This is a genomic window from Rhodoflexus sp., assembly GCF_053489755.1.
Window position 1 is genome coordinate 1 of sequence record NZ_JBRCHD010000010.1, and the last position, 23,155, is coordinate 23,155.

The following is a 23,155-nucleotide window of genomic DNA, read 5'->3' on the forward strand; positions in this document are numbered from 1 at the left end:
GCCGCTGAAATCAAGGTCGAAGGTGAGGGTATCGCTGCCGGTTTCGGAGTTGAGTACGTCCTCGAAGTTGCCGAGGTAGTGGCTTTCGCCGGTGAAGTCCAGTTCGGTGAGTTGGTATTTTTTGGCGCTGTCGGCCAGCATGAGCAGGGCTTTGAACAGGCTGCTTTTGCCGCTGCTGTTCGGGCCGGTCAGGATGGTGATGGGAGCAAATTCGAACTGCGTGTGTTCTTTGAAGACGCGGAAGTTGTTGATTGCGATGCCTTTGAGTTGTGCCATGGGTAGTATGAGACAGATTCTTGCGGTACTGTGCAATTATACGGATTTACGAGCTAAAAGGCGCTCTTTTCATTTTTTAAGTTAAAAATTGCAAAACCAGCTTCGCATTTGTAGCTTTAGAAAGAAAACTTAAACCACTTCTTTTTTATGAAGCAACTAAACTATCTGAAAAGGATGCTTACGCTCGTCCTTTTGCTGTGCGCACAGACGCTTTGGGCGCAAGATCGCGTCATTAGCGGGCGCGTTACTTCTTCCGACGACGGATCGGGCATTCCGGGTGTAAATGTGGTAGTCAAAGGCTCCACGCAAGGCACCGTTACCGATGCTACAGGCGCTTATCGCCTGTCGGTTGGCGAAGAAGGTAAAGTATTGGTTTTTTCTTCTGTGGGCTATATTCGTCAGGAGGTGGAAATTGGCAATAGAACTTCCGTAGATGTTGTCTTACAAGTAGATACGCGCCAGTTGGAGGAGGTCGTTGTTACGGCGCTCGGTCTGACGCAGCAGAAAAAAGCGCTGACCTACTCGGTGCAAGAGGTAAAAGGCACAGAACTATTGCAATCGCGGGAAGCCAATATTGTCAATGCGCTCAACAGTAAGGTTGCAGGCGTACAGGTAATTAGCAACGGCGGTACTCCGGGCGCAGGTGCGTCTATCAATATTCGCGGCAAAAACTCGTTTACAGGAGCCAGCCAGCCGCTGTTTGTAGTAGATGGTATCCCAATAAACAACTCGTTCCGTGGTGGAGGTGGCTCGGGTGTAGATGTGCCTAACCGTGCAGTGGATATTAACCCCGACGATATTGAGACCATTTCAGTACTGAAAGGCCCTGCGGCGGCAGCGCTGTACGGCATTCAGGGCGGCAACGGCGTTGTGCTGATTACGACCAAAAAAGGCACAAGGAGCGATAGGCGCACAACAACGATCAACTTCAGCACTTCTTATGCAGTAGATAATATCAACAAAGTGTTCCCTTTGCAACAAGAGTTTGCGCAAGGCAGTGGCGGCGTATTTTCTGATGCACCTACGCAGACATTCCTCTTTGGTCCGCGCCTGAGCGATCTGCGCTACAACGGCATTCCCGATGTGCTTAGCCCGCTGGGCAGAATTGTGCCTGCTACAGACCCTTCTGCACGTCAAGATCAGCTGGTGCGTCCTTTTGACAATCAAGGCAATTTCTGGCAAACAGGAACAACCTGGAACAACCACGTAAGCATTATGAGTGGTAATAAGGATGGTAATTTGTACTTCTCTATCGGTCATTTGGATCAGACAGGTATTATCCCGAACAATACGTTCAGCCGTACAACAGCCAAACTTTCGGGTGAAACGGCGCTGAGTGATAAGTTTCGCCTGTCGTCTTCGGCGACTTACACACGTTCGGGCGGTAATCGCGTAGGTCGCGGCGATAACTTTACAGGGGTTGTGCAAGGCTTGTATCGCACGCCTGCACACTTTGACATTTTCAACGGGCAACGCGATCCGCGCAATCCGATTGCTTACCGGTTTCCAAATGGCTCTCAGCGCAACTTCCGCAACCGCAACCAGATTGATGGCATGAACCCTTCCGATCTGGGTTTAGGACCTGATAGCCCCCTGTGGACGGTTAATCAGAACCCATTCGTTGACGATGTTCACCGCCTAAATGGCTATGTGCAACTCAATGGACAGGTATTGCCTTGGCTGAAGGCGCTCTGGCGCGGTGGTGTGGATCTTTTCTCGGACAATCGCAAGCATACTTTTAACATCGGTTCATTCGGTGGCGATGGTCGCTATGGTCGTATTTTTGAAGAAACGTATTTAGATCAGACCTTCAACTCGGATTTCGTATTGACAGCAGAGAAAAAGGTAGGCGATTTTAATCTGGCAGCTCTCTTGGGGCATAACCATTTTGCTACGCGGTCAACTTTCCGTCGGATTGACGGCAATACCTTCAACCAGCCTGATTTTTTCAACATTTCTAATGCTACGATCTATGCCAACCCGCAGCAGTCGCTGGTGCGCCGTGCTACTTACGCAGCTTTTGCCAGTCTGAAAGCGGACTATAAGGATATGATTTTCTTAGAACTGACAGGTCGTAATGAGTGGGCTTCTACCCTGCCAAAGGACAATAACTCATTCTTTTTCCCCTCAGCAAGTTTGAGCGCTTCGCTGACTGATATGTTTGGTTTGCAGGATAACAAGACCTTCTCATTAGGCAAGGTGCGCGTTTCTTATGCGAGTGCCGCACAGATTCCTGCTGCGTATGCTACCGAGACTTTCTTCTTCCGCGCCAGTGCGGTCAATGGTTTTGGCAGCGGTATCAGCTTCCCTATACAGGGCAGCAATATCGGCGGTGTAACGCTGGGCAATACTTTGGGCAATCCAAACTTGAAGCCCGAGACCAACAACACCCTTGAATTAGGCACAAACCTGCACTTCCTCAGCGACCGCATCACGGTTGATTTTACCTATTATAACTCTTTGAGCCGCAACCTACTCACTCCCTTGCAGATTGCAGCCTCTTCAGGCTTTACCACGCGCAATGTAAATGCGGGTGAGGTTCGTAACCGCGGTATTGAGGCTGTTGTAACGATGACACCTTTCAAGAAGGACGACTTGCGCTGGGATATGACTTTTAACTTTACGCGCAACCGCAATATCGTAGAAACCTTACCTGAAGGGCTGGCATTTATTAACCTGCCGGGCTTCGGTACAATCTTCACCCCGCGTCTGGTTCCCGGACAGCAGTTTGGTGTGTTCTACGGGTCGGGCTGGCTGCGCGATGACCAAGGCCGCCGCATCATCGGCGACAATGGCTTTCCGATTCGCCAGGACAACCTGCTGATTGGCAATCCGAACCCTGATTATCTGTTAGGCATTCGCAATACCGTTAGCTGGAAAGGTCTGACGCTTTCCTTCCTGTTCGATATCCGCAAAGGTGGCGACGTATGGAACGGTACAGAGGCTGTATTGACCAACATCGGCGCAACGATGCGTACTTTGCAGCGCGGCGAGCAGGTCGTATTCGAAGGTGTGCGCCGCGATGGTACACCGAATACGCAGGCAGTAACGCTCACGCAACAGAACTGGTTTCAGCAAGACGGCCGTGCTACGGGTGCAGCAGGTGTACACGAGCAGTTTGTAGAAGATGCAAGCTGGGTTCGCCTCCGCGATCTGACACTGGGCTACACGCTGCCCAAAGCATTTGCACAAAAGTTGAAAATGAAGTCTTTAGATGTATCTGTGTTTGGCCGGAATCTGTTGCTGCTGACCAACTACAGCGGTGTAGATCCTGAAAACAACCTGTACGGTGTCAGTGCTGCACAAGGTTTGGACTATTTTGGCAACCCCAACACGCGCAGCGTAGGTATCAGCCTAAACGCATCTTTTTAACAATTCTAACCGTTACAATTTTGAAAACTAACATGAAACGCAAAATATTTGGTTTGATTGCCGCAACGGCGCTTGCCGTTGGCGGTTGCGATTTTGGCAACACTAACGTTAATCCTAACGCTGCCACTGATGCACCAATGAATGTGGTGCTACCTGCTGCACAGGCGAATTTGGTGTACGGTCTCCACGGGGATATTTCACAGTTCAACAGCCTACTGGTGCAGCATTTGTCGGGTGTTGAAAATATCTACATCAGTATCGGTCAGTATGACCTGAACGCTAACGTAGCTGCCCGCGTATGGAATGGCAACCTCTATCCGGGCGCTATGCAAGATCTGAGCGTGGTCATCCGCAAATCGTTTCAGGAAAACTCGCCGCATTATCGCGGTATAGCCCGCATCCTGATGGCAAATGCGTTGGGGCAGGTAGTGGACTTGTGGAACAACGCTCCCTTCGACGAAGCATTTCGCGGTAATGATCCTACTAACCCAATCTTTACTCCGCGCTATCAGCCCGGCGCTGTGTTGTATGATTCGGTAAATGCAATGCTGAATAATGCGATCAATGACTTGAACAGTGCAACGAGTTTCCGCTCGCCGGGGCGCGATGACTTAGTTTACAGCGGCAACCGCCCGAACTGGGTGCGTGCAGCGCGTTCCTTGCAGGCGCGTTATGCCAATCACCTCAGCAAAGTAGATCCGCAAGGTTCTGCACAGCGCGCACTGGCTGCAATTGACGCGGGCGCAATTACTTCCAACGCACAGGATGCCCGCATCGTATTCGGTACAGCAGTCAATACGCCCTCGCCTTGGTTTGCAGCGCTCAACAGTAGCTTTGGCAACGGTTTTCGTTTATCCACCTTTATGGTCAATCTGATGCAAAGCCGTCAGGATCCACGATTGCCCTTCTATGCTCGTACTACTGCAGCAGGGACTTTTGTAGGCTCGCCTGCGGGAGGCCCGCAAAACTTACAGGCTTCGTTACCCGGCCCATACTTCAATCGCCCTGAAACGCCTGCCAATCTGATTACCTACGTAGAGGTGAAATTCATTGAGGCAGAGGCTGCGCTTCGCCTTGGCAACCGCGAACGCGCTGCAGCTGCGCACAACGAGGCTGTTCGTGCTTCTATTGCTAAGATGACCGCGCCAATTGCTACTGTCGGACTGACCACCAATACAGCAGCAAACAACGCTTACATCGCCGCTCATGCCAGCGAGACGGCTGCCAGTATCACGCTTGAAAAAATTATGACCGAAAAGTACATTGCCCTGTTCCTCGATCCTGAAGCATGGACAGACTGGAGGCGAATGGTAACTCCACAGACTCCGGGCGGCATTCCTGCGCTGACCATTGCCAACAATTCACAGACTTTCACGCAGGGTCGCTTCCCGCGCCGCTGGCCATACCCAATCACAGAAACACAGACCAATGCTGCTTCTGTAGCTGCTGCGGGGCCTGCTGCTATCACCGATCTGGTGTTTTGGGACAGATAGGCGCATAGATAAGAAATTATACCTATTGCCTTTTTAGCAAAAAGTCTGTCAGGTTTCTCGAAGCCTGACAGACTTTTTTGTTTTGACGTTGCGCTTTTTTGCGCATAATACCAATCCCTACGGGATAAAAACTGCATGGCGTATGATTCATTTCAGCATTAATTCGTCGCGTAAAAGAATTTGGGAAATACGCTACGGGAAATAAGTGATGGGCAGGCGGTCGGCAAGGCGGAGGTATTCCCAATAACCGTATAACTCAACTTCAAGGGCATTATTAAAATAACCGAGGCGATTAAAAACCACCTCCTCGCTGCGGGAAGCCAGCCACGATGCCCTGAACTTTTCGGGCATTCGCTGAATTTTGGTGATGCGATTGACAAAGCGCCGATAGGCCATATCCTCACCTAAACCCATGTAGTTAATCTGCAAATGATCGCGGTTGAAATACAGGCGGAATTCGTAGGGGGGCGTTTCAACTTTTTTGATTGCCTGAAAAGTTGTTGCAAATTGCGGGGCAGGTATTGCCGTGTGGTAAAAATTCTCTGTCCCACGGAGACGAAAGGCTTTGTAGAGCGAGTCGCTGTCAGTTACAGTCAGGCGGCGCAGGAACTCCATCAGCGATCCGCGATAGGCAAATTGCCTATTGGCCTTCCATCGGTCAGCTATGCGGTTGTCTAAGGTTTTGATAGGCTCATAGAAAATGCCACCGTCAAAAACTGAAATTTTGCCTGCAACAGCTAATTGTTCGATGTAGCACTTGAGCCGATAGCCCAGCGCCATATTTTCAACGATGAGCAGCTCGTCGGTGAGTGCCCGCCACTCGTTTTTGCTGGTTTCTTCAAAGTATAATACCCACGGATTGAGTACTTTAACCTCGCCTGCAAAGGGCGAAGTGCCAATGAAATGCTCTTTGAAGCGCTGATAAAATAACTGCCAGCGTTTATCTGAGGTACGCGCCATGAGTTCGTTGACAGGCGTAGGTTGTATGGGCAACAGGCGGATGGTATCGGGCAGGGGCAGCTGTGATGTACCGCAAGCCAAGAGGCGGCGCGGAGCATAGCCGGCTGCTGTAACGATAATTTCATGTGCGCCCATAGGAATGCGGCTGAGCTGATACCTACCATTGCGCAGGCTAATGGTATCTAATGAGGTTTGATTCACGAAAATCCATGCTGCTGCTATTGGTCGCTGACTTAGGCTGTCTGCAATGATGCCCTTTATGCCAAAGAATTCGGGCAGTAGGGTACTGTCCTGAACGAGTGAACCGGCGTGCGCTTGCAGTACGGCAGATAAGTTGAGAAGCAAAAACAGACAGTAGCGTAAAGCATGGTTCATATGAAAAGACTTTCTAAGGTATCCAGATTGATAATGGAGGTCGTTTTTCTTCCATCGGGCGTGTAGTTGGGTTGCTGGCAAGTAAACAGGCGATTGATGAGTGCCTGCATAGCGTCGTCGGAGTAGGGTAGGGGTGCGCGGGCTGCCTGCCTGCCTGCTACGATTGCGGCAATGCTCTCCCGCTTGCCCAAACGCAGGCGATCGGTAAAATGCGCGGCCTGTTGGATCAGGTCGGTAATTACTGCCACAGGGTCTATTGTTTCCCAGCCTGCCGGAACGGTTTTGCAAAGCAGCCTGTTGCTGTCCAATAGTTCTATTTGCAAACCCAGACGCACCAGTTCCTCGCTAAATGCACTCACCTGTGCCAGATCGGTAGGGGCAAGTTCAATCGGCTGGGGAAAAAGCAGTGGCTGCGCATCTTCTTTGGTAGCGCTGCCGTATCTGCGGAGTTGGTCTTCGTAGAAAATCCGTTCATAGGCGGCGCGTATATCCAGCAGCATCAGCCCCGACTTGACCTGGCTAAGAATATAGCGCCCATGCAGCAACTGAAGCCCGGGTTTGAGTAGGGTGCCGGTATCTGCGGAGAATAACTGCGGCGCTGTGTGTGTTGTCAGTTCAGGCAATCCCGGCACTTCTGCAAGCGGCGGCATTGGCTCTCTGTAGGTTTCCGGCTGTGCCAACGGACGTTTAGGGGTAGGATAGAGTTGTTCCCATCCTTGCTGCTTTTTATTAGATACCGTATGCGAACGAAAAAGCTCATATTCGGCAGGCGAAAGCGGTGTGTCATCCTGCTGGTCAGTCATGCGGCCGGGTTGGTCGAAATTGGCATCCAGTTCAAAATCTATTGCAGGGCTGAGGTGATGCACACCCAGTGCTTGCCGCACGGCAGCCTGCACGAGCGCATACATGCTGCGCTCATTTTCAAACTTAACCTCAGTTTTAGTAGGATGCACGTTTACATCAATCGTAGCAGGATCTGCACTGAGTTTGATCACATAAAACGGGTAGCTGCCTTCAGGGATCAGTCGCTCGAAGGCGGTCATAACGGCATGGTGCAGGTAGGGATGCCTGATGAAGCGATTGTTGATAAAGAAAAACTGTTCGCCGCGTGTCTTGCGGGCTGCTTCAGGCTTGCCTACGTAGCCATACAGCGACGTGTCGCTCAGTTCTTCGCGGCAGGGCAGCAGGTTTTCCTTCCACGTTTTGCCAAACAGAGCAACAATGCGCTGTGCGAGTTTGCCCGGTCGGAGTTGCATAACCTCCGTACCGTTGTGCCAGAGTTCAAAGCTGACCTCCGGATGTGCCAGTGCGATGCGCGTAAACTCCTCGACGATGTGTTTCCACTCTACCTGATTGGATTTGAGGAAGTTGCGTCTTGCCGGAACGTTGAAAAAAAGATTTTTGACACTGATTTGCGTGCCTTTTGGATGTGCGCAAGGCTCTTGTAATACAACTTTTGAGCCTTCTATAATGATTTGTGTGCCAAGCCCGTTTTCAGCATGGCAGGTTTTCAGATCTACCTGCGCAACAGCAGCAATAGAAGCCATTGCCTCGCCGCGAAAGCCAAAACTTCGGATCTTGAAAAGATCGTCCACCTGTCGAATTTTGGAAGTGGCATGTCGCTCGAAGCACATACGCGCATCGGTTTGGCTCATGCCACTTCCGTTGTCCGTAACCTGTATAAGTGCCTTACCTGCCTCTTTCACAGCTATTTGGATCTGTGTTGCACCAGCATCTAAGGCATTTTCGAGCAGTTCTTTAACTACAGAGGCGGGGCGTTGCACCACCTCTCCGGCTGCAATCTGGTTGGCAAGGCTGTCCGGCAGCAGTCGGATAATATCAGGCATCTGAACAACCGAAAGGCTTATCCTTTAATTTCTCCGTCTTCGTATTTAGAAGGGCATTTCATCAGGATTTCACTGGCAATAAATTGCCCTTCGCGAACGCGCCCGATAACTACCACCTGTTCGGAGCGTTTAAAATCCTGCATAGAGGGCGGCGGGTTGTAGCACACGACCTGATGCACCTCGTTATTATTATCTACCATCGTAAATGCGAGGTAGTTAGGGTCTTTATGCGGATCGTAAATAATGCCCACTACATCACCGGACGGATTGCGCTGCAACTGACCTACTACATGCACCTTAGCATCGTTGCCATCTGCTGCCATGGCAAAGGCTTCTTTGAAAGAAACATACTGACTCGCCTCGCCCGCAGAGGATATGATAATAGAAACAGCAATGGCGATAACAACTAATCCGAATATGTGTGATTTTTTCATTGTTCTGACTTTTCGAGTTTGGTGATTTTACGATCTAATATTATTAGATAAACAATGATACCCGCAAGTACGGTTCCGAGCGTGCCTACAACTACATATATCTTACCTTCTTTGCGAAAGGTATCAGCCATTTCTACGGAATTGTTGGCATAATCGTTTTCTGTAACGGCGATTTTATTTTGGTCTTGTCCGTAAGCAAAGATTGCGAGGCTTGCATAGAGGCTGAGCAACAAGATGAACTTTTTCATAACACAAATTTACGCAGTAGTATCGGATTGTTCAATCTGTTGTTTCAAAGCTGCTATTTCAGCGTCTTTCTGTGCCAGTTGTTCTTTGTGTTTTTGCAGGATTCGCTCGAGCATTTTTTGCTGGGTAGCACGGAGGGCATTCATGCGTTTTTGCTCTTCTTCTTTCATTCTACTCATTTCGCTCAACTGCTTTTCCAATGCTGCCTGCATCTGGAAGGCTTGCTCTACATTTTGGCGCATGAGATTCTCCTGCGCGCGCATTTGTTCGGTCTGGATGCTTAACTCCTCCAGCAGCCGTCGGTTGCGCATCGCAGCAATAGAACTTGAAATCGCTGCAGCAATGCTTTCACCAAGCCGCTCGACAAACTCCACTTGATAAGGCTTAAAATGGGAAAAGGAGGCAATTTCTATGATGGCAAAGGCATTGTCGTTAACGATTGCCGGTACAATCAGCAGGGATTTGGGTGGCGCCTCGCCGATGCCCGAGCGCACAATCAGTTGGCCTGCCGAGAGGTCGTTGATAAGGATTGTCCTTTTGTCTTCAAAAGCCTGACCGACCAAACCTTCTCCGAGGTTGTAAGTCGTTCCCAGCAATTCCTGATCACCTGCATAAATTCCTGTCAGACGCAAGATGTCCAAACCTACTTCGTCAGCTTCGACTACGTAAATACCGCCCTGATGAGCGCCAATGTATTTAACGAGGTTGGAAATGATCTGATGGCTTAACTCTTCTATGGTTTGATTGCTAGAGCGGAGGATTTCCACAAATTTGGCTACGCCCTGCGTTGCCCACGAGCGCTCCGACTCTTTGATAGCAAATGCAACATCTTGTTCGTGCAATTGTGCCAGTGCCTTAGCTAAGGGATTATCTTGCGTTTGCAGAAAGCGAAAATAGTCTGCCTGATTATCAACCTTGAGTTGAATCATATCCATAACCAGCGCATGGGCTGCGCTAAGATTATCGCGGATGTTGGTAACAGTTCGGTGGAATTTGATAAACAGGCGACTATTATAGTAAGGCACTTCTGTGTGGTAAGCTCCCTTAGCAATCGCTTCTATAGCGTTGGAAAGTTTAATTAGCGGATTAATCAAACCATAAACCAGTATCAGATAAATCAGCAATATAACAACCGATAGCCCGCCGTAGAGTATTTCATCTTTCAGCGTAGTTTGATTATTGGTGAAGATATAGCACAATACGACAGTAAGTTGGAGAACTACTGCTGCAAGGTCAGCCAAACCGCGAACAGAAAAATGGTTAACGGACTGTTTTTGCATAGTAAACGAGGTTGTATGAGGTCAAATGCAAAACTTGAACGAACTAACAGAGGAGTTCTGCCTTCGCACAGGGTACAAAGAAATGACTTTTTACCTTAAAAACGCATCTGTACTACGATTTTGTATGTCTGTACAATTTATATGCGATATAATGCTATTTTTGCTCACTAATCAAATTTTTGAATGATGAATACAGCCGCAGCTACTGCTACATCAGACACGCTTTTACAGGATACCCTACAAGGAGCGATCCGCAACGACTGGACAATCGAAGAGATCAGAGACATATACTTTTCGCCGCTGTTAGACCTAATCTATCGTGCGGCAACTGTACACCGCATTTATAACGATCCTCAGGAGGTGCAGGTCTGCACGCTGCTGTCCGTGAAAACGGGAGGCTGCCCCGAAGATTGCGCCTATTGTCCGCAGGCAGCCCGCTACTCTACGGGTGTCAATACCCACAAGCTCCTTGATGTAGAAACGGTATTAGAGCGAGCGCGCCAAGCATACAACAGCGGCAGCACGCGTTTCTGCATGGGCGCTGCCTGGCGCGAGGTACGCAACAACCGCGACTTCGACAAAGTCATTGAAATGGTAAAAGGTGTCAATGAGTTAGGTATGGAAGTTTGCTGCACGCTGGGTATGCTCACCCACGAGCAGGCGCTTCGCCTCAAGGAAGCAGGTTTGTATGCCTATAACCACAACTTAGACACCAGCGAAGGCTACTACAATAACATTATCACTACAAGAACCTACGAAGACCGACTAAAGACGCTGGAAAATGTGCGTCAAGCCAAAATTTCGGTGTGTTCGGGCGGTATTATCGGCATGGGAGAAACCCACGACGACCGCATTGGTATGTTGTTTACGCTGTCTAATTTACCCGAGCATCCTGAGTCGGTTCCGGTTAATGCACTGGTTGCGGTAGAAGGTACGCCGCTGGAAAATCAGGAGCGCGTTCCTGTATGGGACATGGTGCGTATGATTGCTACTGCTCGTATCATTATGCCGCGTGCAATGATACGCCTTTCGGCAGGCAGGATAAGCATGAGCCAAGAGGAGCAGGCGCTTTGCTTTATGGCAGGTGCAAACTCAATTTTTGCAGGTGATAAATTGCTCACTACACCCAACCCTGAGGTAGATGCTGACAGAGAACTGTTCCAGTTATTGAATCTCAAGCCGCGCAAGGCTTTTAAAGACAATAATACCAACAGCTAAGCGTTAGCAAACAAACTAAGAATTTCTAACCTCTTTTACTAACTGCTTGCTTATGTCCACTGAATTGGATATTGAAATAACCGATATTCGGCGACTGACCGACTTGATCAAGGACAAATACGGCTATGACTTTAAAGATTATGCAATGTCGTCCTTTCGCAGACGCATCAAGCGCGTATTAGATCTTTACAAGTTCAAAACGGTTGATAAACTAATTCAAATACTGGATACTACACCATCATTCTTTGAGGAATTCATTTCCGAGATCACAGTAAACGTTACGGAAATGTTCCGCGATCCTACTTTTTGGAAAGTACTCAAAGAGCAGATTATCCCCAACATCATCCTGAACCACGACCGCATCAGCATTTGGCACGCAGGCTGTTCTTCGGGCGAAGAAGTACTCTCTATGGTGATTATGCTGCATGAAATGGGATTTCTGGACAAGGCAAAAATAACAGCTACCGATATTGATACTGCTATTATTAATAAAGCAAAGACAGCTTCGATTGCTTTGAAAAACATGGATCTGAATAACAAAAACTATACAACCGCATTTGGTTCGGAAAATGGCTCGCCGCTGAATCTGAAGAAATACTTCCGCGAGGTGGGTCAGGAGGCTGTTTTTGAGAAGTCGCTGCTCCAGAATGTAACCTATCGGAAGCACGACTTGGTACAAGGTGCCGTTTTTTCCAAGTTCGATTTGGTGCTTTGCCGCAATGTAATGATCTACTTCAACCAAACCCTACAAAATGCAGTGCTTACTAAACTGCATGAGAGTATGTTCAAATACAGCTATTTGGCAATCGGTTCTAAAGAATCGCTGATTTGGTGCGACATAGCAAGTAAGTTCATTGTGATTAATAACGAGGAAAAAATTTACAAGAAAATCAAGGACTAACGGTTGGAACAAGGTTTCACAGAGCCATGTTTGGGAGATACAAGGTAAGCAACAAATATAGAGCAGTAGTAATAGGCGGATCGGCAGGTAGCTTTCAGGGGATTAATAAAATCCTTGCAGAGTTGCCCAAAGATTTCCCCCTGCCTATATTTCTTTGCCTGCACCGGCTAAAACACGTTCGCAATGGTTTTGTTGAAGCGCTTTCTATCAAAAGTTCTAAGCCCGTTACAGAGCCTTACGACAAGGAATCTATCAAGCGGGGGCATATTTACTTAGCGCCTGCCAATTATCATATGTCGCTTGAACTGGGCAACAGTATCGCGCTTTCTACCGAAGAGATGGAAAATAACTCCCGCCCTGCCATTGACTATACTTTTGAGACCGCAGCCTATGTGTTTCGCGACAAACTGGTGGGCATATTGCTTTCCGGTGCCAATAAAGATGGCGCATACGGCATGGCATGTATCAAACAAAAAGGCGGCATGACAATCGTTCAGGATCCTAATGAAAGTACGATCAATGCTATGCCCAACGCTGCTCTGGCGCAGACCAAAATAGATTTGATTTTGAAAATAGATGAGATTATCGAATTTTTACTCGAACTTGACCGTGCCAGCAAAATGGCGCAATATTAAACGCAACCTACTATGAGGATCATCTTGACCATACTTGCTCTTGCCTTTGCTGTTGGTTTGCTGTACACGCTGTATCACATCGGCTATGTAGTGCCGCAGGACTTGTCCGATGCGCTCAGCATCAAAGGAAGCCCTGCACAACGATTAGAGGCGGCTAATGCAGTTGTGAAAAATGTTTTCGTTTATGTATCGTTGGAACTTATTACTGCGCTACTTTTAGTAATTATGCTGTCCGTTTACGCCAATAAGACCAACCAGTCCAATGTTATATATGTAGAACGCACAACTGACAACGGCCAGCAGCAGCGTAGCACCGACGCAGCGCCAACAGCTGAGCAGGCTGAGCGCCTCATTGCCGAACAGGTCAGAGCGCAAATAGAAGCAATTTTAGAACAGTCAGATCTACAAAAAGATACAACTAATGAGCGTCTGCACAAGCTCCTGACAGCAGTTTGCCGCACAACAGAAGCCGTTGCCGGTGCATGTTTTATTTGCGACAGCTACTCGCAAACACTCTGCGGGGTTGCCGGCTATGCACTTTCTCAACCATTGCCTGCCGAGCCGCTGGCATATGGGGAGGGGTTCACGGGACAAGTGGCGCGGTCAGGCAAATTACTCTACATACATCCCGTGCCTGAAAATTATCTGCCTGTTAAAACAGGGCTGGGTGCTTCCTCGCCCGTATCGTTGCTGATCCTGCCTGTTTCAGACAAACAAGGCAATGTTGTTGGTGTAATCGAACTGGGAATGTTCAAACAACTTTCAGAAAACTTTTTAGAAACCCTGCAAAAAAATATACATTTGTCGAGTCCCTTGTTCAGTAATACTCACACACAGGAAAAAGGTACACAGGACGCATAAACCTACTGATACTACAGTAAACCATCTATGTTCAACGAAATCAAGATAGGAAGTAAGATATCCATATTGTTACTCGGCGTAGTAATGATCGTTATTTTTGCTGTAACCTTTCTGTCTTATCGTTTTGGGAAAGATGCCTTTGAACAGGGCTTTTTACAATCGCTCAACCTAAAAAGCTCCGTTGTAAGTTCGCAGTTGAATGACATGTTCGAACAACTGGAGTACAATATGCGAGTGATCCAAAGCTCGAACAGAGTACTTCAAAGCCTCTTGCAGGCAAGCGCAATCAACAATCTAGATAGTGCTTACTTCATCATCGAACGCCGCTTGAACGATTATCTGGTGCCTATCCAAGAAATTTATGGTTACAACAATATTCTACTGCTCAACTCGCAAGGGCTAATTATTTACAAAACCAATAAAAGTGTGGACAACTTGCTGGTGGGTGAAAACTTCCCTGACTACGATCAGATTAAACTCAATGCAAGCAAAAAAATATACTACGGTTCAATCAATAAGATTTCCGAAAAGCGGGCCTTGTTGAGTGTAGCCATACCCGTGCTCGATTTCAATGAGCAGGTCATAGGGCATGTGGTAGCCGAGTTTGATATGTCTAAAGTTTATCACTTTACAAACGATACACTCGGGCTGGGCAATACAGGCGAAATTATCCTGAGCAAACTTTCAGGTAATAAGTTGGACTATATCAACAAGCCGCGTCTTTCTTCGTTTCCATTGCTTACCCAGTCGTTTATCATAGATGAAAGCGATCCCGATCCTGTTTACCTGGCAGCTTTGGGAGAGTCCGGCTTTGGCATTTTGCAAGACTACCGCGATAAGAAAGCCCTAGCCGTTTGGCGACATCTGCCAAGGGTTGAGTGGGGGCTGGTCGTCAAAATGGATCAGGAGGAGTTAGACAAACAGCTGAATATACTGCTGTTGTCGTTTCTATTTGCCGGAGTTTTTATTTTACTGGTAGCTTTTGCTATTTCACTGATCTTTTCCAGTTATCTGACCACGCCGCTCCAGTCGCTCAAAGCGACGCTTAGGCTGGTGGCGCAGGGCATTCTCCCCGAAAAGGTAGCTATTCAAAGCCAAGATGAAATTGGCGAAATGGCAAGTGCGGTTGGCAATCTGGTAAACATATTGAAGAATAACGCCAATTTTGCCCGTCAAATAGGCGAAGGACGATACGACGTGGCGTTTCAGCCTGCTAGCAGCGATGATATGCTTGGCAACGCGCTGATCACTATGCGCGACAATATTCAGCGGGCAGAACAGCGCGACAACGAGCACAACTGGATCGTTTCAGGTGTAGCCGAAATAGGCCAAATCCTGCGTTCCAGCAACCAATTAGAAGAAGTTGGCTATGAAGTAATTGCATATGTGGTTAAGAAAATTGGGGCTGTTCAGGGAGCTTTTTACGTAATAAACGAACAACCCGACGGCGAGCAACTGATAGAACTAACAGCTTCTTTTGCCTATGCCAAGCGCAAATACCTCAAAAGTAGTTTTCGCATCGGAGAAGGGCTTGTAGGGCAGGCAGTGATCGAAGCAGATACCATTCTCCGCACAGAAATACCATCGCACTATATGACTATTTCGTCGGGTATTTTGGGTGATCGCAAGCCGGGGTGTTTGCTTTTTGTGCCGCTGATCACCGATGAAAAAGCCTACGGCGTGATCGAACTTGCCGGTTTTGAACGCTTTAGCGAGGTGGAAATAAAGTTTGTAGAAGAAATTAGCACCATTACAGCGCGTACTATTTTTAACATTAAGATCAACGAACGCACGCTGCGGCTGTTGGCAGAAGCCCAGCAAATGGGCGATGAACTGCAAGCCCGTCAGAAAACCCTGCGCGAAAACGCCATCATTATGGAGGCTACGCAGGAAGAACTACGCCGCACCAATGCTCAGTTGGAAGATCAAATACAAGAAGTAAACCGTTCGCAAAAGCGGATGCAACTGCTCTTAGAGAACGCATCCGAAGTAATTACTATTTATGAAGAAGACGGCTACATCCGCTATATCAGTCCTTCGGTAGAGCGTATCCTTGGATACACGCAGGAAGAGATGATTGGCATCAATGACATTGTATATGTACATCCCGGCAGCGTCCACATTGCCCGCCAGATGTTCCGCGACCTATTGGAAGATCCGGATGAGAAAGTAATGGTGCAGTTCGAGTATCTCCGTAAAAACGGTGAAACCATATGGTTGGAAGCTACAGGTAACAATCTGCTTTCAGATCCGGCGATTCAGGGCATTGTGGTCAACTATCGCGACATCACCGAACGTTTGTTGGCAGAACGCGAAGCTCGTATGCGCGGACAAATGCAGGCGCTTTCCGAGAATTCACCTGATCTCATTACTAGGATCAACGCTGAGGGACGCATTTTTTACATCAATCCTGTCATTACTTCCTACACCGGTAAAGCGCCTGCAGAACTGGTTGGCAAACGAATTCAGGAAACAGGACTTCAGGAAACACTCATCCAACAGTGGGCGCAACTGCTGCACAACGCCATATCTGCCAATAAGATCATCAAAACGGAAATGCCATTCCCTGCACTAACCGGCAATCGGATCATGCAGGTGAACGCCATTCCCGAGCAAAATGAGAACAATGAAATAGAATCTGTACTCATCGTATCGCACGATATTACCGAAAACAAAGAGGCAGAGATGGAAATTCTTTCCATTAACCGTAAGATCACAGAAAGTATCAACTACGCGCGGCGAATCCAGAGCGCCATTCTGCCCGATACAGCTACCATTCAGAAAGTATTGCCTAACTCATTTATCTATTACCGCCCGCGCGATGTAGTAAGCGGAGACTTCCCGTGGTTCCTTCAAAAAGGTAATGACATTTTTATTGCCGTTGTGGATTGTACAGGGCATGGCGTGCCGGGTGCTTTGATATCTTTGATTGGCTATTTTATTTTGAACGACGTAGTTACGGCGCAGAATGCTTCCAATGTTGGACATATCCTCGACCTGCTCAACGAAGGCGTAACCCGCACGCTCCGTCAGGATGTCAATGCCACTACCCGCGATGGGATGGATATTGCCCTTTGTAAAATCAATATGGTTTCTCGTAGGGTGCAATATGCCGGTGCGCATCGTCCGCTGTATGTGGTACAAGACCGCGAACTGAAAATCATCAAAGGCGATAAGTTCCCGATCGGTGGCGGGCAGATCCGCAACCGTACAGGCTTTACCAGCCATGAATTTACTGTAGGCAAAGGCGACTCGCTGTATATGTTCTCCGATGGTTTACCCGATCAGTTCGGCGGTGCTGATAACAAGAAGTTTTCACCGCGTCAGATCAGAGAAATCATTGCGGAGCATCACGAAAAGCCGATGAATGAGATACGTAAAATATTCGATCAGTCGTTCGAGAAATGGCGCGGTGGACATGCGCAAACAGACGACGTGCTGCTGATCGGAATTAAATTTTAAAGCAACCGGATGCGAAATATTTAAAAAGTGCTAAATTGAACCACCAAATCAACGAGCGCTACTTTTTTCAACTAATATCGTTGTTATAATGTTACTTTGCAATTCAAATCTGATCATGCAATGAAATATATTTATGATTTGCACAAGATAATGCTCAGGCAAAATCTGATTTTAGTGTATGAAGGCGAGTTTACGCAAGAAATAACAAAATCGGTTTTAGCTATGGCTGAGCGTAATATGGATGCCTTTGGAGAAGAAGCATCCATTAAGAGAAAAGTATTCAATGTAATGGTAGAGTGCTTGCAGAACATTTGTAAGCACGCCGAATCATACGATACAGAGAGCTACGGTAAAAATAGCGCTATATTTATGATTGGAAAGCATAACAATGAATATGTCATTACTTCAGGTAATGCTGTTCCTAAGGATCGTGTGGATGATCTTTCGGCACGGTTGGCGCACATCAATAGCTTAGACAAAGACGGACTGAAAGACCTATACAAAGAAATTATCAAAAACGGCGAACTTTCTGCTAAGGGCGGGGCAGGTCTTGGCTTTATAGACATGGCGCGAAAGTCAGGACATAAACTGCGCTACGACTTTGAGCCGATCAACGATACACTTTCCTTTTTTTCTCTCAGAACCACTATTTCACGATCAAACGGCTAATTCACAAATCAATGGAAATCATCAATTTAGAAGGTACTGAAGATACGCCTAAAATCATTTTAGACAAAGAAAAGGCGTTATTTGAGATCTCTGGAAGGTCTTTGCCGGAAGATGCTGCGGAATTTTACGCACCCATATTAGAATGGCTTGACAGGTATCAGACTGTACCCAATCCGGAGACAAATTTTTTGTTTAAACTTGAATACTTCAATACAGCCTCCTCTAAGCTGATTTTAGATATACTTTCCAAACTGGATGGCATCCCTGGCGCACGCGTCATCTGGTATTACCACGAAGACGACGAAGACATGGAAGAGGCCGGCGAAGAATTTTCAGAATTGGTCGAAAATGTCCCGTTTGAGTTTAAATCCTATTAATTACCTTTTGCAACAACGATAGCACTGCAAGGTTTGAATTAGGAATGCGAAAACTTTGCAGTGTTTTGCTTAAAAGAGCAAGAAAGTCTGACTTACCATGAGTGAGGAAATACTTAAAGCACTAACCCAACTTTTTGCCATTATCTCCAAGCAAGATACTGGTGTGAGCGAAGCTGAGCGAAATTTTATTATCAGTTTCTATCAGCAGGATCTTGACTCGGAAACAATGTCGGAATATTTGGCGCTGTACGATAAGTATGCCGAGTATGGTATTGAAGACGATTCAGACGACGGCGACACCAAAGTTGAGCGCAAAAAAAGAGTAACCCGCGTTAATGAAGCTGTTCGCGTACTCTCCCTGTGTCGCCGAATCAATAAAACACTTACCCAGAAACAGAAAGTCATTGTGCTGTTTAAACTGCTGGAAATGGTTGGGGCTAATCGCAGTTTCACAGCCCAGCGGATGGAAATTATTCAGACAGTTGCCTCTGTTTTCAACATTCCTAAGGAAGAGTATAGACTCATGGAGTCTTTTGCCATAGAAGAGCATTCTTCAGCATTAGATTCGGAAGATATCCTTGTTTTTGATGATGAGCCACCTGCTAAAGGCAGCAAGAAGCGCTTTATAGACAGTGGAAAGTTGGACGGCGAAATCATTTTTATCCGTGTAAAAAGTGTAGAGTTGTATTTCATTAAATATACCGGACACGATGAGATCTATCTGAACGGACAGTTGGTAAAACGCAACAGCATCGTGTTGTTTTCCAATGGCAGCATTATCAAAACTCCTAAGGGTACACCGTTATATTACAGCGATCTGGTCAGTAAATACAAAGCTGATACGGTCAAAAATAATATCTCATTCAACGTAGACGGCGTTTGGTTTAAATTTCCCAATGATGTAATTGGCTTGCGCGACATTAACATATCAGAAGGTGCAGGTAAGCTAATTGGCATTATGGGTGCCAGTGGTGCAGGTAAGACAACCCTGCTCAACGTAATGGCTGCGCTCGAGACCCCCTACAAAGGAAAAGTAACGATCAATGGCTTTAATATCCACGATCCACTAGAAAAACAAAATGTTGAGGGAGTGATCGGATACGTATCGCAGGACGATCTGCTCATTGAAGAGCTGACAGTATTCCAAAACCTTTTCTACAATGCAAAGCTATGCTTTAAGGACTTAAACAACGATGAGATTACCACCAAAGTGGTTGCTGTATTAGAGAGCCTCGGACTGGATCGGATCATGCATTTGAAAGTAGGCAATCCACTCAACAAGAAGATCAGTGGTGGCCAACGAAAGCGACTTAATATTGCATTGGAGCTCATTCGCGAGCCGGGCATCCTGTTCTTAGATGAGCCTACTTCGGGGCTTTCCTCGCGCGATTCAGAAAATGTAATTGACTTGCTCAAGGAACTTTCCCTGCGAGGCACACTCGTTTTTACGGTTATCCACCAGCCTTCTTCCGACATCTACAAGATGTTCGATAAGATGTACATTCTCGATACAGGCGGCTATCCGGTTTTCTATGGCAATCCGATAGAGGCTATTACATACTTCAAGAAGGCAACGCGGCAGGTTGGTAGTGAGCGTGGTCAGTGCATGACCTGCGGTAATGTTAATCCGGAGCAGATTTTTAATATTATCGAAGCGCGTGTAGTAGACGAATACGGTGAATTTACAAACAAAAGGAAGATTACACCTGAAGAGTGGAGCGAGATGTATCACAACAACTTTAGAGTGGAGCGGGTAGAAGAAGTTCGCGAAAAACCACCTAAAAGTTTACAGATTCCATCCAAGTTGATACAGACCGCGATATTTACGACCAGAGATGCAATTGCAAAAATCAGCAATAAGCAGTATCTGACTGTCAATCTTATAGAAGCACCGGCACTTGCCTTGCTAATGTCGCTCGTAATTCGCTACAAAGACAGTCTTGGAAAGGGTGAGTACGTATTTCGCTACAACGATAACATACCTGCCTATATCCTCATATGTATTATTATTGCTCTTTTCATGGGTTTGACTGTTAGTGCAGAAGAAATTATCAGCGATCGCAAAATTTTAAAGCGAGAGTCTTTCCTCAATCTGAGCCGTACGAGCTACTTGTTTTCAAAGTTGATCATACTGTTTAGTTTATCTGCTATTCAAACGCTGTCCTTTGTTGTGATCGGCAATTTGATTTTGGGGATCAGCGAACAGTACATGACTTATTGGTTAGTGTTATTTTCTGTTTCGTGCTTTGCCAATGTTTTAGGGTTGAATATTTCTTCGGCATTTGATAGCGCCGTTACGGTTTATGTGTTGATTCCCTTATTGCTGATTCCGCAGATGATTCTGAGCGGTGGTATCTTCAGTTTCGATAAACTCAACAACGCAATTGCGTCTAAGGGCAAAACCCCGCTAATAACAGATATATGGGCATCCCGATGGGCATACGAGGCGATTTGCGTAGAGCAATTCAAGTCTAATCCCTACGAGCGCATATTCTATGAGATAGATCAGCGCGAAAGTGCAGCTAACTATAAGACTTCATTCTGGCTGCCCAAAATAGAGAAGCTACTGACAGAAGCCGGTGAGCTGAGCGAAAGTAAAATCCCCTCTGAGCAAGAACAAAAGCGCAAAAAACTAATGATCGTAGCCAATGAGTTGCGGAAAGATCAATCCCCTGTGCTGGGAAAAGAGGAAGCGATAGCACTGATTGAAGATGTTTCTCTGTTTAGCGAGGAAACCATTGAACAAGTAAGACCTTACATTCGGCAGTTGAATGTTACATACGGTCAGATACAGGCACAAATGGCAGATAAGCGCGATTCTATTATCGCGGTGCTTGAGGAGCAGGCTGCAAGTAAAGGCAGTGGACTGACGATCAATAAGTTGAAAGATCTTTACCACAATGATAAACTCGCAGAGTTTGTCAAGAACGACAACGTACTCGACAAAACCTTTATTGAGGGAAATAGCATCATTCAAAACACAGATCCTGTTTTTGCAGTTCCTACTCCAGCCGGATGGTGGGATTATCGCGCACACTTTTTCGCTCCTGTTAAAAATCTGGGTGGTAAGTTTATTGACACTTACTATTTTAACTTGATAGCTATTTGGCTAATGACCTTGCTTTTGTATATTACACTCTACTTTGAGTGGTTGCGAAAATTGATTAAACTATTTGGTAAACTCTCGTCTCTTCCCAAGTGAATTTAAGTACGCACTTATTTTTGGCTTTTTTTTTGATCAGTTAAAACTAAGATAACCGTGAATGCTACTATAACTACAAGACTCGTTTTTATTATGAAAAGATTATATTTGTCATTCTCACTGGTACTTATTCTTGCTTGTAGTGCCAATACACCCGAAAGTGGTCAGCAGGGCAACAACATAAGTGGCAAAGTATCAGCAGATAGCGAGGCATTACCACAAGTATCGGATGACCTTGTGGCCAACATCATGCAAGCCATCCCCTCGCCGATAGAAACCTCATTTTTGATTAAGGGGATAGGAGCGCCCTACAACGTCTCTAATCTGAACGACTACAATCTGGTTACTAACTACAACACAAATTACAGTCAGGCGCTGAACTTGGGTGTGTACAGTACAGATTTGGGCTTTGCAAACCTCTACGACAAAAACCAAGATGTTCTCAATTACCTCAATGCAGTCAAGAAATTGGCAGATAATCTCGGTATCGGGCAGTATTTTGACTATAAAACAATCAAGGAGCTGGCCTCCAGCAGTGGTAATGTGGAGGAGCTTTTACAACTTACGCAGCAAAACTTAGAGAAGATTCATAACCATCTCAACGATCAGAAACGCGAAAATCTCACGATTCTCATTTTGACCGGAGGATGGATAGAAGCACTTTACCTAACAACGCTGGTACATCAGAAAACCAACAACAAAGAGTTGAAAGATCGCATTGGTGAACAAAAAATTGCACTTGAGCAGATTTTGACCATTCTGGATGTTTACAAAACTAAGCCTAATTTCCCAACGCTTATTGCGGATCTCAAAGAGCTTAACAAGATTTACAGTAAAGTCCAGATTAAGACTGTCGTTGGCAAGCCAACCCAAAAAGTGGTAAACGGCGAAATCATTACTGAAGATAACACAGTTAGCACAATCATCATTCAAGATGCTGACGTTCAGGCTATTACCAGTATGATTAGGTCTATCCGCAACAAAATTATCAAGCCTTAATTCTTTTAATTTCCTTTGTTAATATGCGAAATATACTAACTAAGATAGCTTCACTACTGCCTCTACTTTTCCTCTCGGTGGGTGCTTTTGCTCAATGCGACGCTGAAGGGTATAGCCAAAAAGCACTGAAAGCATTGCAACAGGGTTACACCTTTGTCAAAAGCTACAGAGTGGATGGAAAAAATGGCGTTCGTAAGAATATTGAGTACACTTGTGTCTTTAGTAAAGACACTAATTATATGCTTAGAATTGAGGGTAAAGACGGCGGTGCTAACGGTATTATAGCTACACTGCTCGACAACCAGCGTCAGGAATTGACAACCAATAACCTCAACGGAAAATCTTACCCCGGCTGGACGTATCGCTGTCGCTCAACGGGGATTTATTACATACTCTTCACATTTAAGGACTCTGAAAGCTATTGCGGCGCTGCCGTACTCGGCTTTAAGCGATAAAAATTGATTTTAATACTAAAAGAAAAGAGGCTGTCCGAAAAGGATGAATGTAGCACAGACTTCAGTCTGTATCTATTTGATTATCAACTGATT

At 46.4% G+C, this 23,155-nt stretch carries 18 protein-coding genes; 12 read left to right on the top strand and 6 right to left on the bottom strand.

Features of this window, described 5'->3' with window-relative positions; genetic code table 11:
- On the bottom strand, positions 1-276 hold a 276-nt coding region (locus tag ACWIP2_RS01820; protein WP_448518185.1), incomplete at its 3' end, for an AAA family ATPase.
- 147 nt (positions 277-423) lie between these two features.
- On the opposite strand from ACWIP2_RS01820, the gene ACWIP2_RS01825 reads away from it, so the two are divergent.
- Together ACWIP2_RS01825 and ACWIP2_RS01830 are read left to right on the top strand one after the other, a co-directional pair.
- Positions 424-3,648, top strand: coding sequence for a SusC/RagA family TonB-linked outer membrane protein (locus ACWIP2_RS01825; RefSeq protein ID WP_448518186.1), 3,225 nt, complete (start codon positions 424-426; stop codon positions 3,646-3,648).
- Between the two features lie 32 nt (positions 3,649-3,680).
- Positions 3,681-5,141, top strand: a complete 1,461-nt coding sequence (locus tag ACWIP2_RS01830; RefSeq protein WP_448518187.1) for a SusD/RagB family nutrient-binding outer membrane lipoprotein — start codon at positions 3,681-3,683, stop codon at positions 5,139-5,141.
- A 192-nt stretch (positions 5,142-5,333) separates the two neighbouring features.
- On the opposite strand, the gene ACWIP2_RS01835 is transcribed toward ACWIP2_RS01830, so the two are convergent.
- The 5 genes from ACWIP2_RS01835 to ACWIP2_RS01855 are packed head-to-tail and all read right to left on the bottom strand — an operon-like array spanning position 5,334 to position 10,283.
- Positions 5,334-6,476, bottom strand: coding sequence for a carboxypeptidase regulatory-like domain-containing protein (locus ACWIP2_RS01835; RefSeq protein ID WP_448518188.1), 1,143 nt, complete (start codon positions 6,474-6,476; stop codon positions 5,334-5,336).
- Positions 6,473-8,323 carry a DNA mismatch repair endonuclease MutL gene (gene mutL / locus ACWIP2_RS01840; RefSeq protein ID WP_448518189.1) on the bottom strand — a complete coding sequence of 617 codons (1,851 nt, stop codon included), beginning with the start codon at positions 8,321-8,323 and terminating at the stop codon, positions 6,473-6,475. Before mutL ends, ACWIP2_RS01835 begins: the two co-directional genes overlap by 4 nt.
- Before the next feature lie 17 nt (positions 8,324-8,340).
- Complete coding sequence (locus ACWIP2_RS01845; RefSeq protein WP_448518190.1) at positions 8,341-8,757, bottom strand: cytochrome c maturation protein CcmE domain-containing protein; 417 nt, start codon at positions 8,755-8,757, stop codon at positions 8,341-8,343.
- On the bottom strand, positions 8,754-9,005 hold the full coding sequence (locus ACWIP2_RS01850; protein ID WP_448518191.1) for a CcmD family protein: 252 nt from the start codon (positions 9,003-9,005) through the stop codon (positions 8,754-8,756). The genes ACWIP2_RS01845 and ACWIP2_RS01850 overlap by 4 nt, the downstream gene beginning before the upstream one ends.
- Positions 9,006-9,014: 9 nt before the next feature.
- A complete protein-coding gene (locus ACWIP2_RS01855) occupies positions 9,015-10,283 on the bottom strand; it encodes a GAF domain-containing protein (RefSeq protein WP_448518192.1) in 1,269 nt (422 codons plus the stop codon).
- Between the two features lie 183 nt (positions 10,284-10,466).
- On the opposite strand from ACWIP2_RS01855, the gene bioB reads away from it, so the two are divergent.
- The 10 genes from bioB (at position 10,467) to ACWIP2_RS01905 (ending at position 23,062) form a co-directional block, all read left to right on the top strand.
- The gene (bioB, locus tag ACWIP2_RS01860; RefSeq protein ID WP_448518193.1) at positions 10,467-11,501 is read left to right on the top strand and encodes a biotin synthase BioB; all 1,035 of its coding nucleotides are present in this window, start codon (positions 10,467-10,469) and stop codon (positions 11,499-11,501) included.
- A gap of 52 nt (positions 11,502-11,553) precedes the next feature.
- Positions 11,554-12,402 carry a CheR family methyltransferase gene (locus ACWIP2_RS01865; protein WP_448518194.1) on the top strand — a complete coding sequence of 283 codons (849 nt, stop codon included), beginning with the start codon at positions 11,554-11,556 and terminating at the stop codon, positions 12,400-12,402.
- Positions 12,403-12,428: 26 nt separating this feature from the next.
- Positions 12,429-13,037: a chemotaxis protein CheB gene (locus ACWIP2_RS01870; RefSeq protein ID WP_448518195.1), complete on the top strand. Its 609-nt coding sequence runs from the start codon at positions 12,429-12,431 to the stop codon at positions 13,035-13,037.
- A gap of 12 nt (positions 13,038-13,049) precedes the next feature.
- The gene (locus ACWIP2_RS01875) at positions 13,050-13,898 is read left to right on the top strand and encodes a GAF domain-containing protein (RefSeq protein ID WP_448518196.1); all 849 of its coding nucleotides are present in this window, start codon (positions 13,050-13,052) and stop codon (positions 13,896-13,898) included.
- A 27-nt stretch (positions 13,899-13,925) separates the two neighbouring features.
- The gene (locus ACWIP2_RS01880) at positions 13,926-17,360 is read left to right on the top strand and encodes a PAS domain S-box protein (protein WP_448518197.1); all 3,435 of its coding nucleotides are present in this window, start codon (positions 13,926-13,928) and stop codon (positions 17,358-17,360) included.
- Positions 17,361-17,480: 120 nt separating this feature from the next.
- Positions 17,481-18,029: a SiaB family protein kinase gene (locus tag ACWIP2_RS01885; protein ID WP_448518198.1), complete on the top strand. Its 549-nt coding sequence runs from the start codon at positions 17,481-17,483 to the stop codon at positions 18,027-18,029.
- Positions 18,030-18,040: 11 nt separating this feature from the next.
- A complete protein-coding gene (locus tag ACWIP2_RS01890) occupies positions 18,041-18,406 on the top strand; it encodes a DUF1987 domain-containing protein (protein WP_448518199.1) in 366 nt (121 codons plus the stop codon).
- A 97-nt stretch (positions 18,407-18,503) separates the two neighbouring features.
- The gene (locus tag ACWIP2_RS01895; RefSeq protein ID WP_448518200.1) at positions 18,504-21,608 is read left to right on the top strand and encodes an ATP-binding cassette domain-containing protein; all 3,105 of its coding nucleotides are present in this window, start codon (positions 18,504-18,506) and stop codon (positions 21,606-21,608) included.
- Positions 21,609-21,701: 93 nt separating this feature from the next.
- Complete coding sequence (locus ACWIP2_RS01900) at positions 21,702-22,607, top strand: hypothetical protein (protein WP_448518201.1); 906 nt, start codon at positions 21,702-21,704, stop codon at positions 22,605-22,607.
- Between the two features lie 23 nt (positions 22,608-22,630).
- The gene (locus ACWIP2_RS01905) at positions 22,631-23,062 is read left to right on the top strand and encodes a hypothetical protein (protein WP_448518202.1); all 432 of its coding nucleotides are present in this window, start codon (positions 22,631-22,633) and stop codon (positions 23,060-23,062) included.
- Positions 23,063-23,155 lie beyond the last annotated feature (93 nt).

Bases quoted from the DNA above. Each gene is read 5' to 3' on its own strand.
- ACWIP2_RS01825 (WP_448518186.1), top strand. From the start codon at position 424: ATGAAGCAACTAAACTATCTGAAAAGGATGCTTACGCTCGTCCTTTTG.
- ACWIP2_RS01830 (WP_448518187.1), top strand. From the start codon at position 3,681: ATGAAACGCAAAATATTTGGTTTGATTGCCGCAACGGCGCTTGCCGTT.
- ACWIP2_RS01835 (WP_448518188.1), bottom strand. From the start codon at position 6,476: ATGAACCATGCTTTACGCTACTGTCTGTTTTTGCTTCTCAACTTATCT.
- mutL (WP_448518189.1), bottom strand. From the start codon at position 8,323: ATGCCTGATATTATCCGACTGCTGCCGGACAGCCTTGCCAACCAGATT.
- ACWIP2_RS01845 (WP_448518190.1), bottom strand. From the start codon at position 8,757: ATGAAAAAATCACACATATTCGGATTAGTTGTTATCGCCATTGCTGTT.
- ACWIP2_RS01850 (WP_448518191.1), bottom strand. From the start codon at position 9,005: ATGAAAAAGTTCATCTTGTTGCTCAGCCTCTATGCAAGCCTCGCAATC.
- ACWIP2_RS01855 (WP_448518192.1), bottom strand. From the start codon at position 10,283: ATGCAAAAACAGTCCGTTAACCATTTTTCTGTTCGCGGTTTGGCTGAC.
- bioB (WP_448518193.1), top strand. From the start codon at position 10,467: ATGATGAATACAGCCGCAGCTACTGCTACATCAGACACGCTTTTACAG.
- ACWIP2_RS01865 (WP_448518194.1), top strand. From the start codon at position 11,554: ATGTCCACTGAATTGGATATTGAAATAACCGATATTCGGCGACTGACC.
- ACWIP2_RS01870 (WP_448518195.1), top strand. From the start codon at position 12,429: ATGTTTGGGAGATACAAGGTAAGCAACAAATATAGAGCAGTAGTAATA.
- ACWIP2_RS01875 (WP_448518196.1), top strand. From the start codon at position 13,050: ATGAGGATCATCTTGACCATACTTGCTCTTGCCTTTGCTGTTGGTTTG.
- ACWIP2_RS01880 (WP_448518197.1), top strand. From the start codon at position 13,926: ATGTTCAACGAAATCAAGATAGGAAGTAAGATATCCATATTGTTACTC.
- ACWIP2_RS01885 (WP_448518198.1), top strand. From the start codon at position 17,481: ATGAAATATATTTATGATTTGCACAAGATAATGCTCAGGCAAAATCTG.
- ACWIP2_RS01890 (WP_448518199.1), top strand. From the start codon at position 18,041: ATGGAAATCATCAATTTAGAAGGTACTGAAGATACGCCTAAAATCATT.
- ACWIP2_RS01895 (WP_448518200.1), top strand. From the start codon at position 18,504: ATGAGTGAGGAAATACTTAAAGCACTAACCCAACTTTTTGCCATTATC.
- ACWIP2_RS01900 (WP_448518201.1), top strand. From the start codon at position 21,702: ATGAAAAGATTATATTTGTCATTCTCACTGGTACTTATTCTTGCTTGT.
- ACWIP2_RS01905 (WP_448518202.1), top strand. From the start codon at position 22,631: ATGCGAAATATACTAACTAAGATAGCTTCACTACTGCCTCTACTTTTC.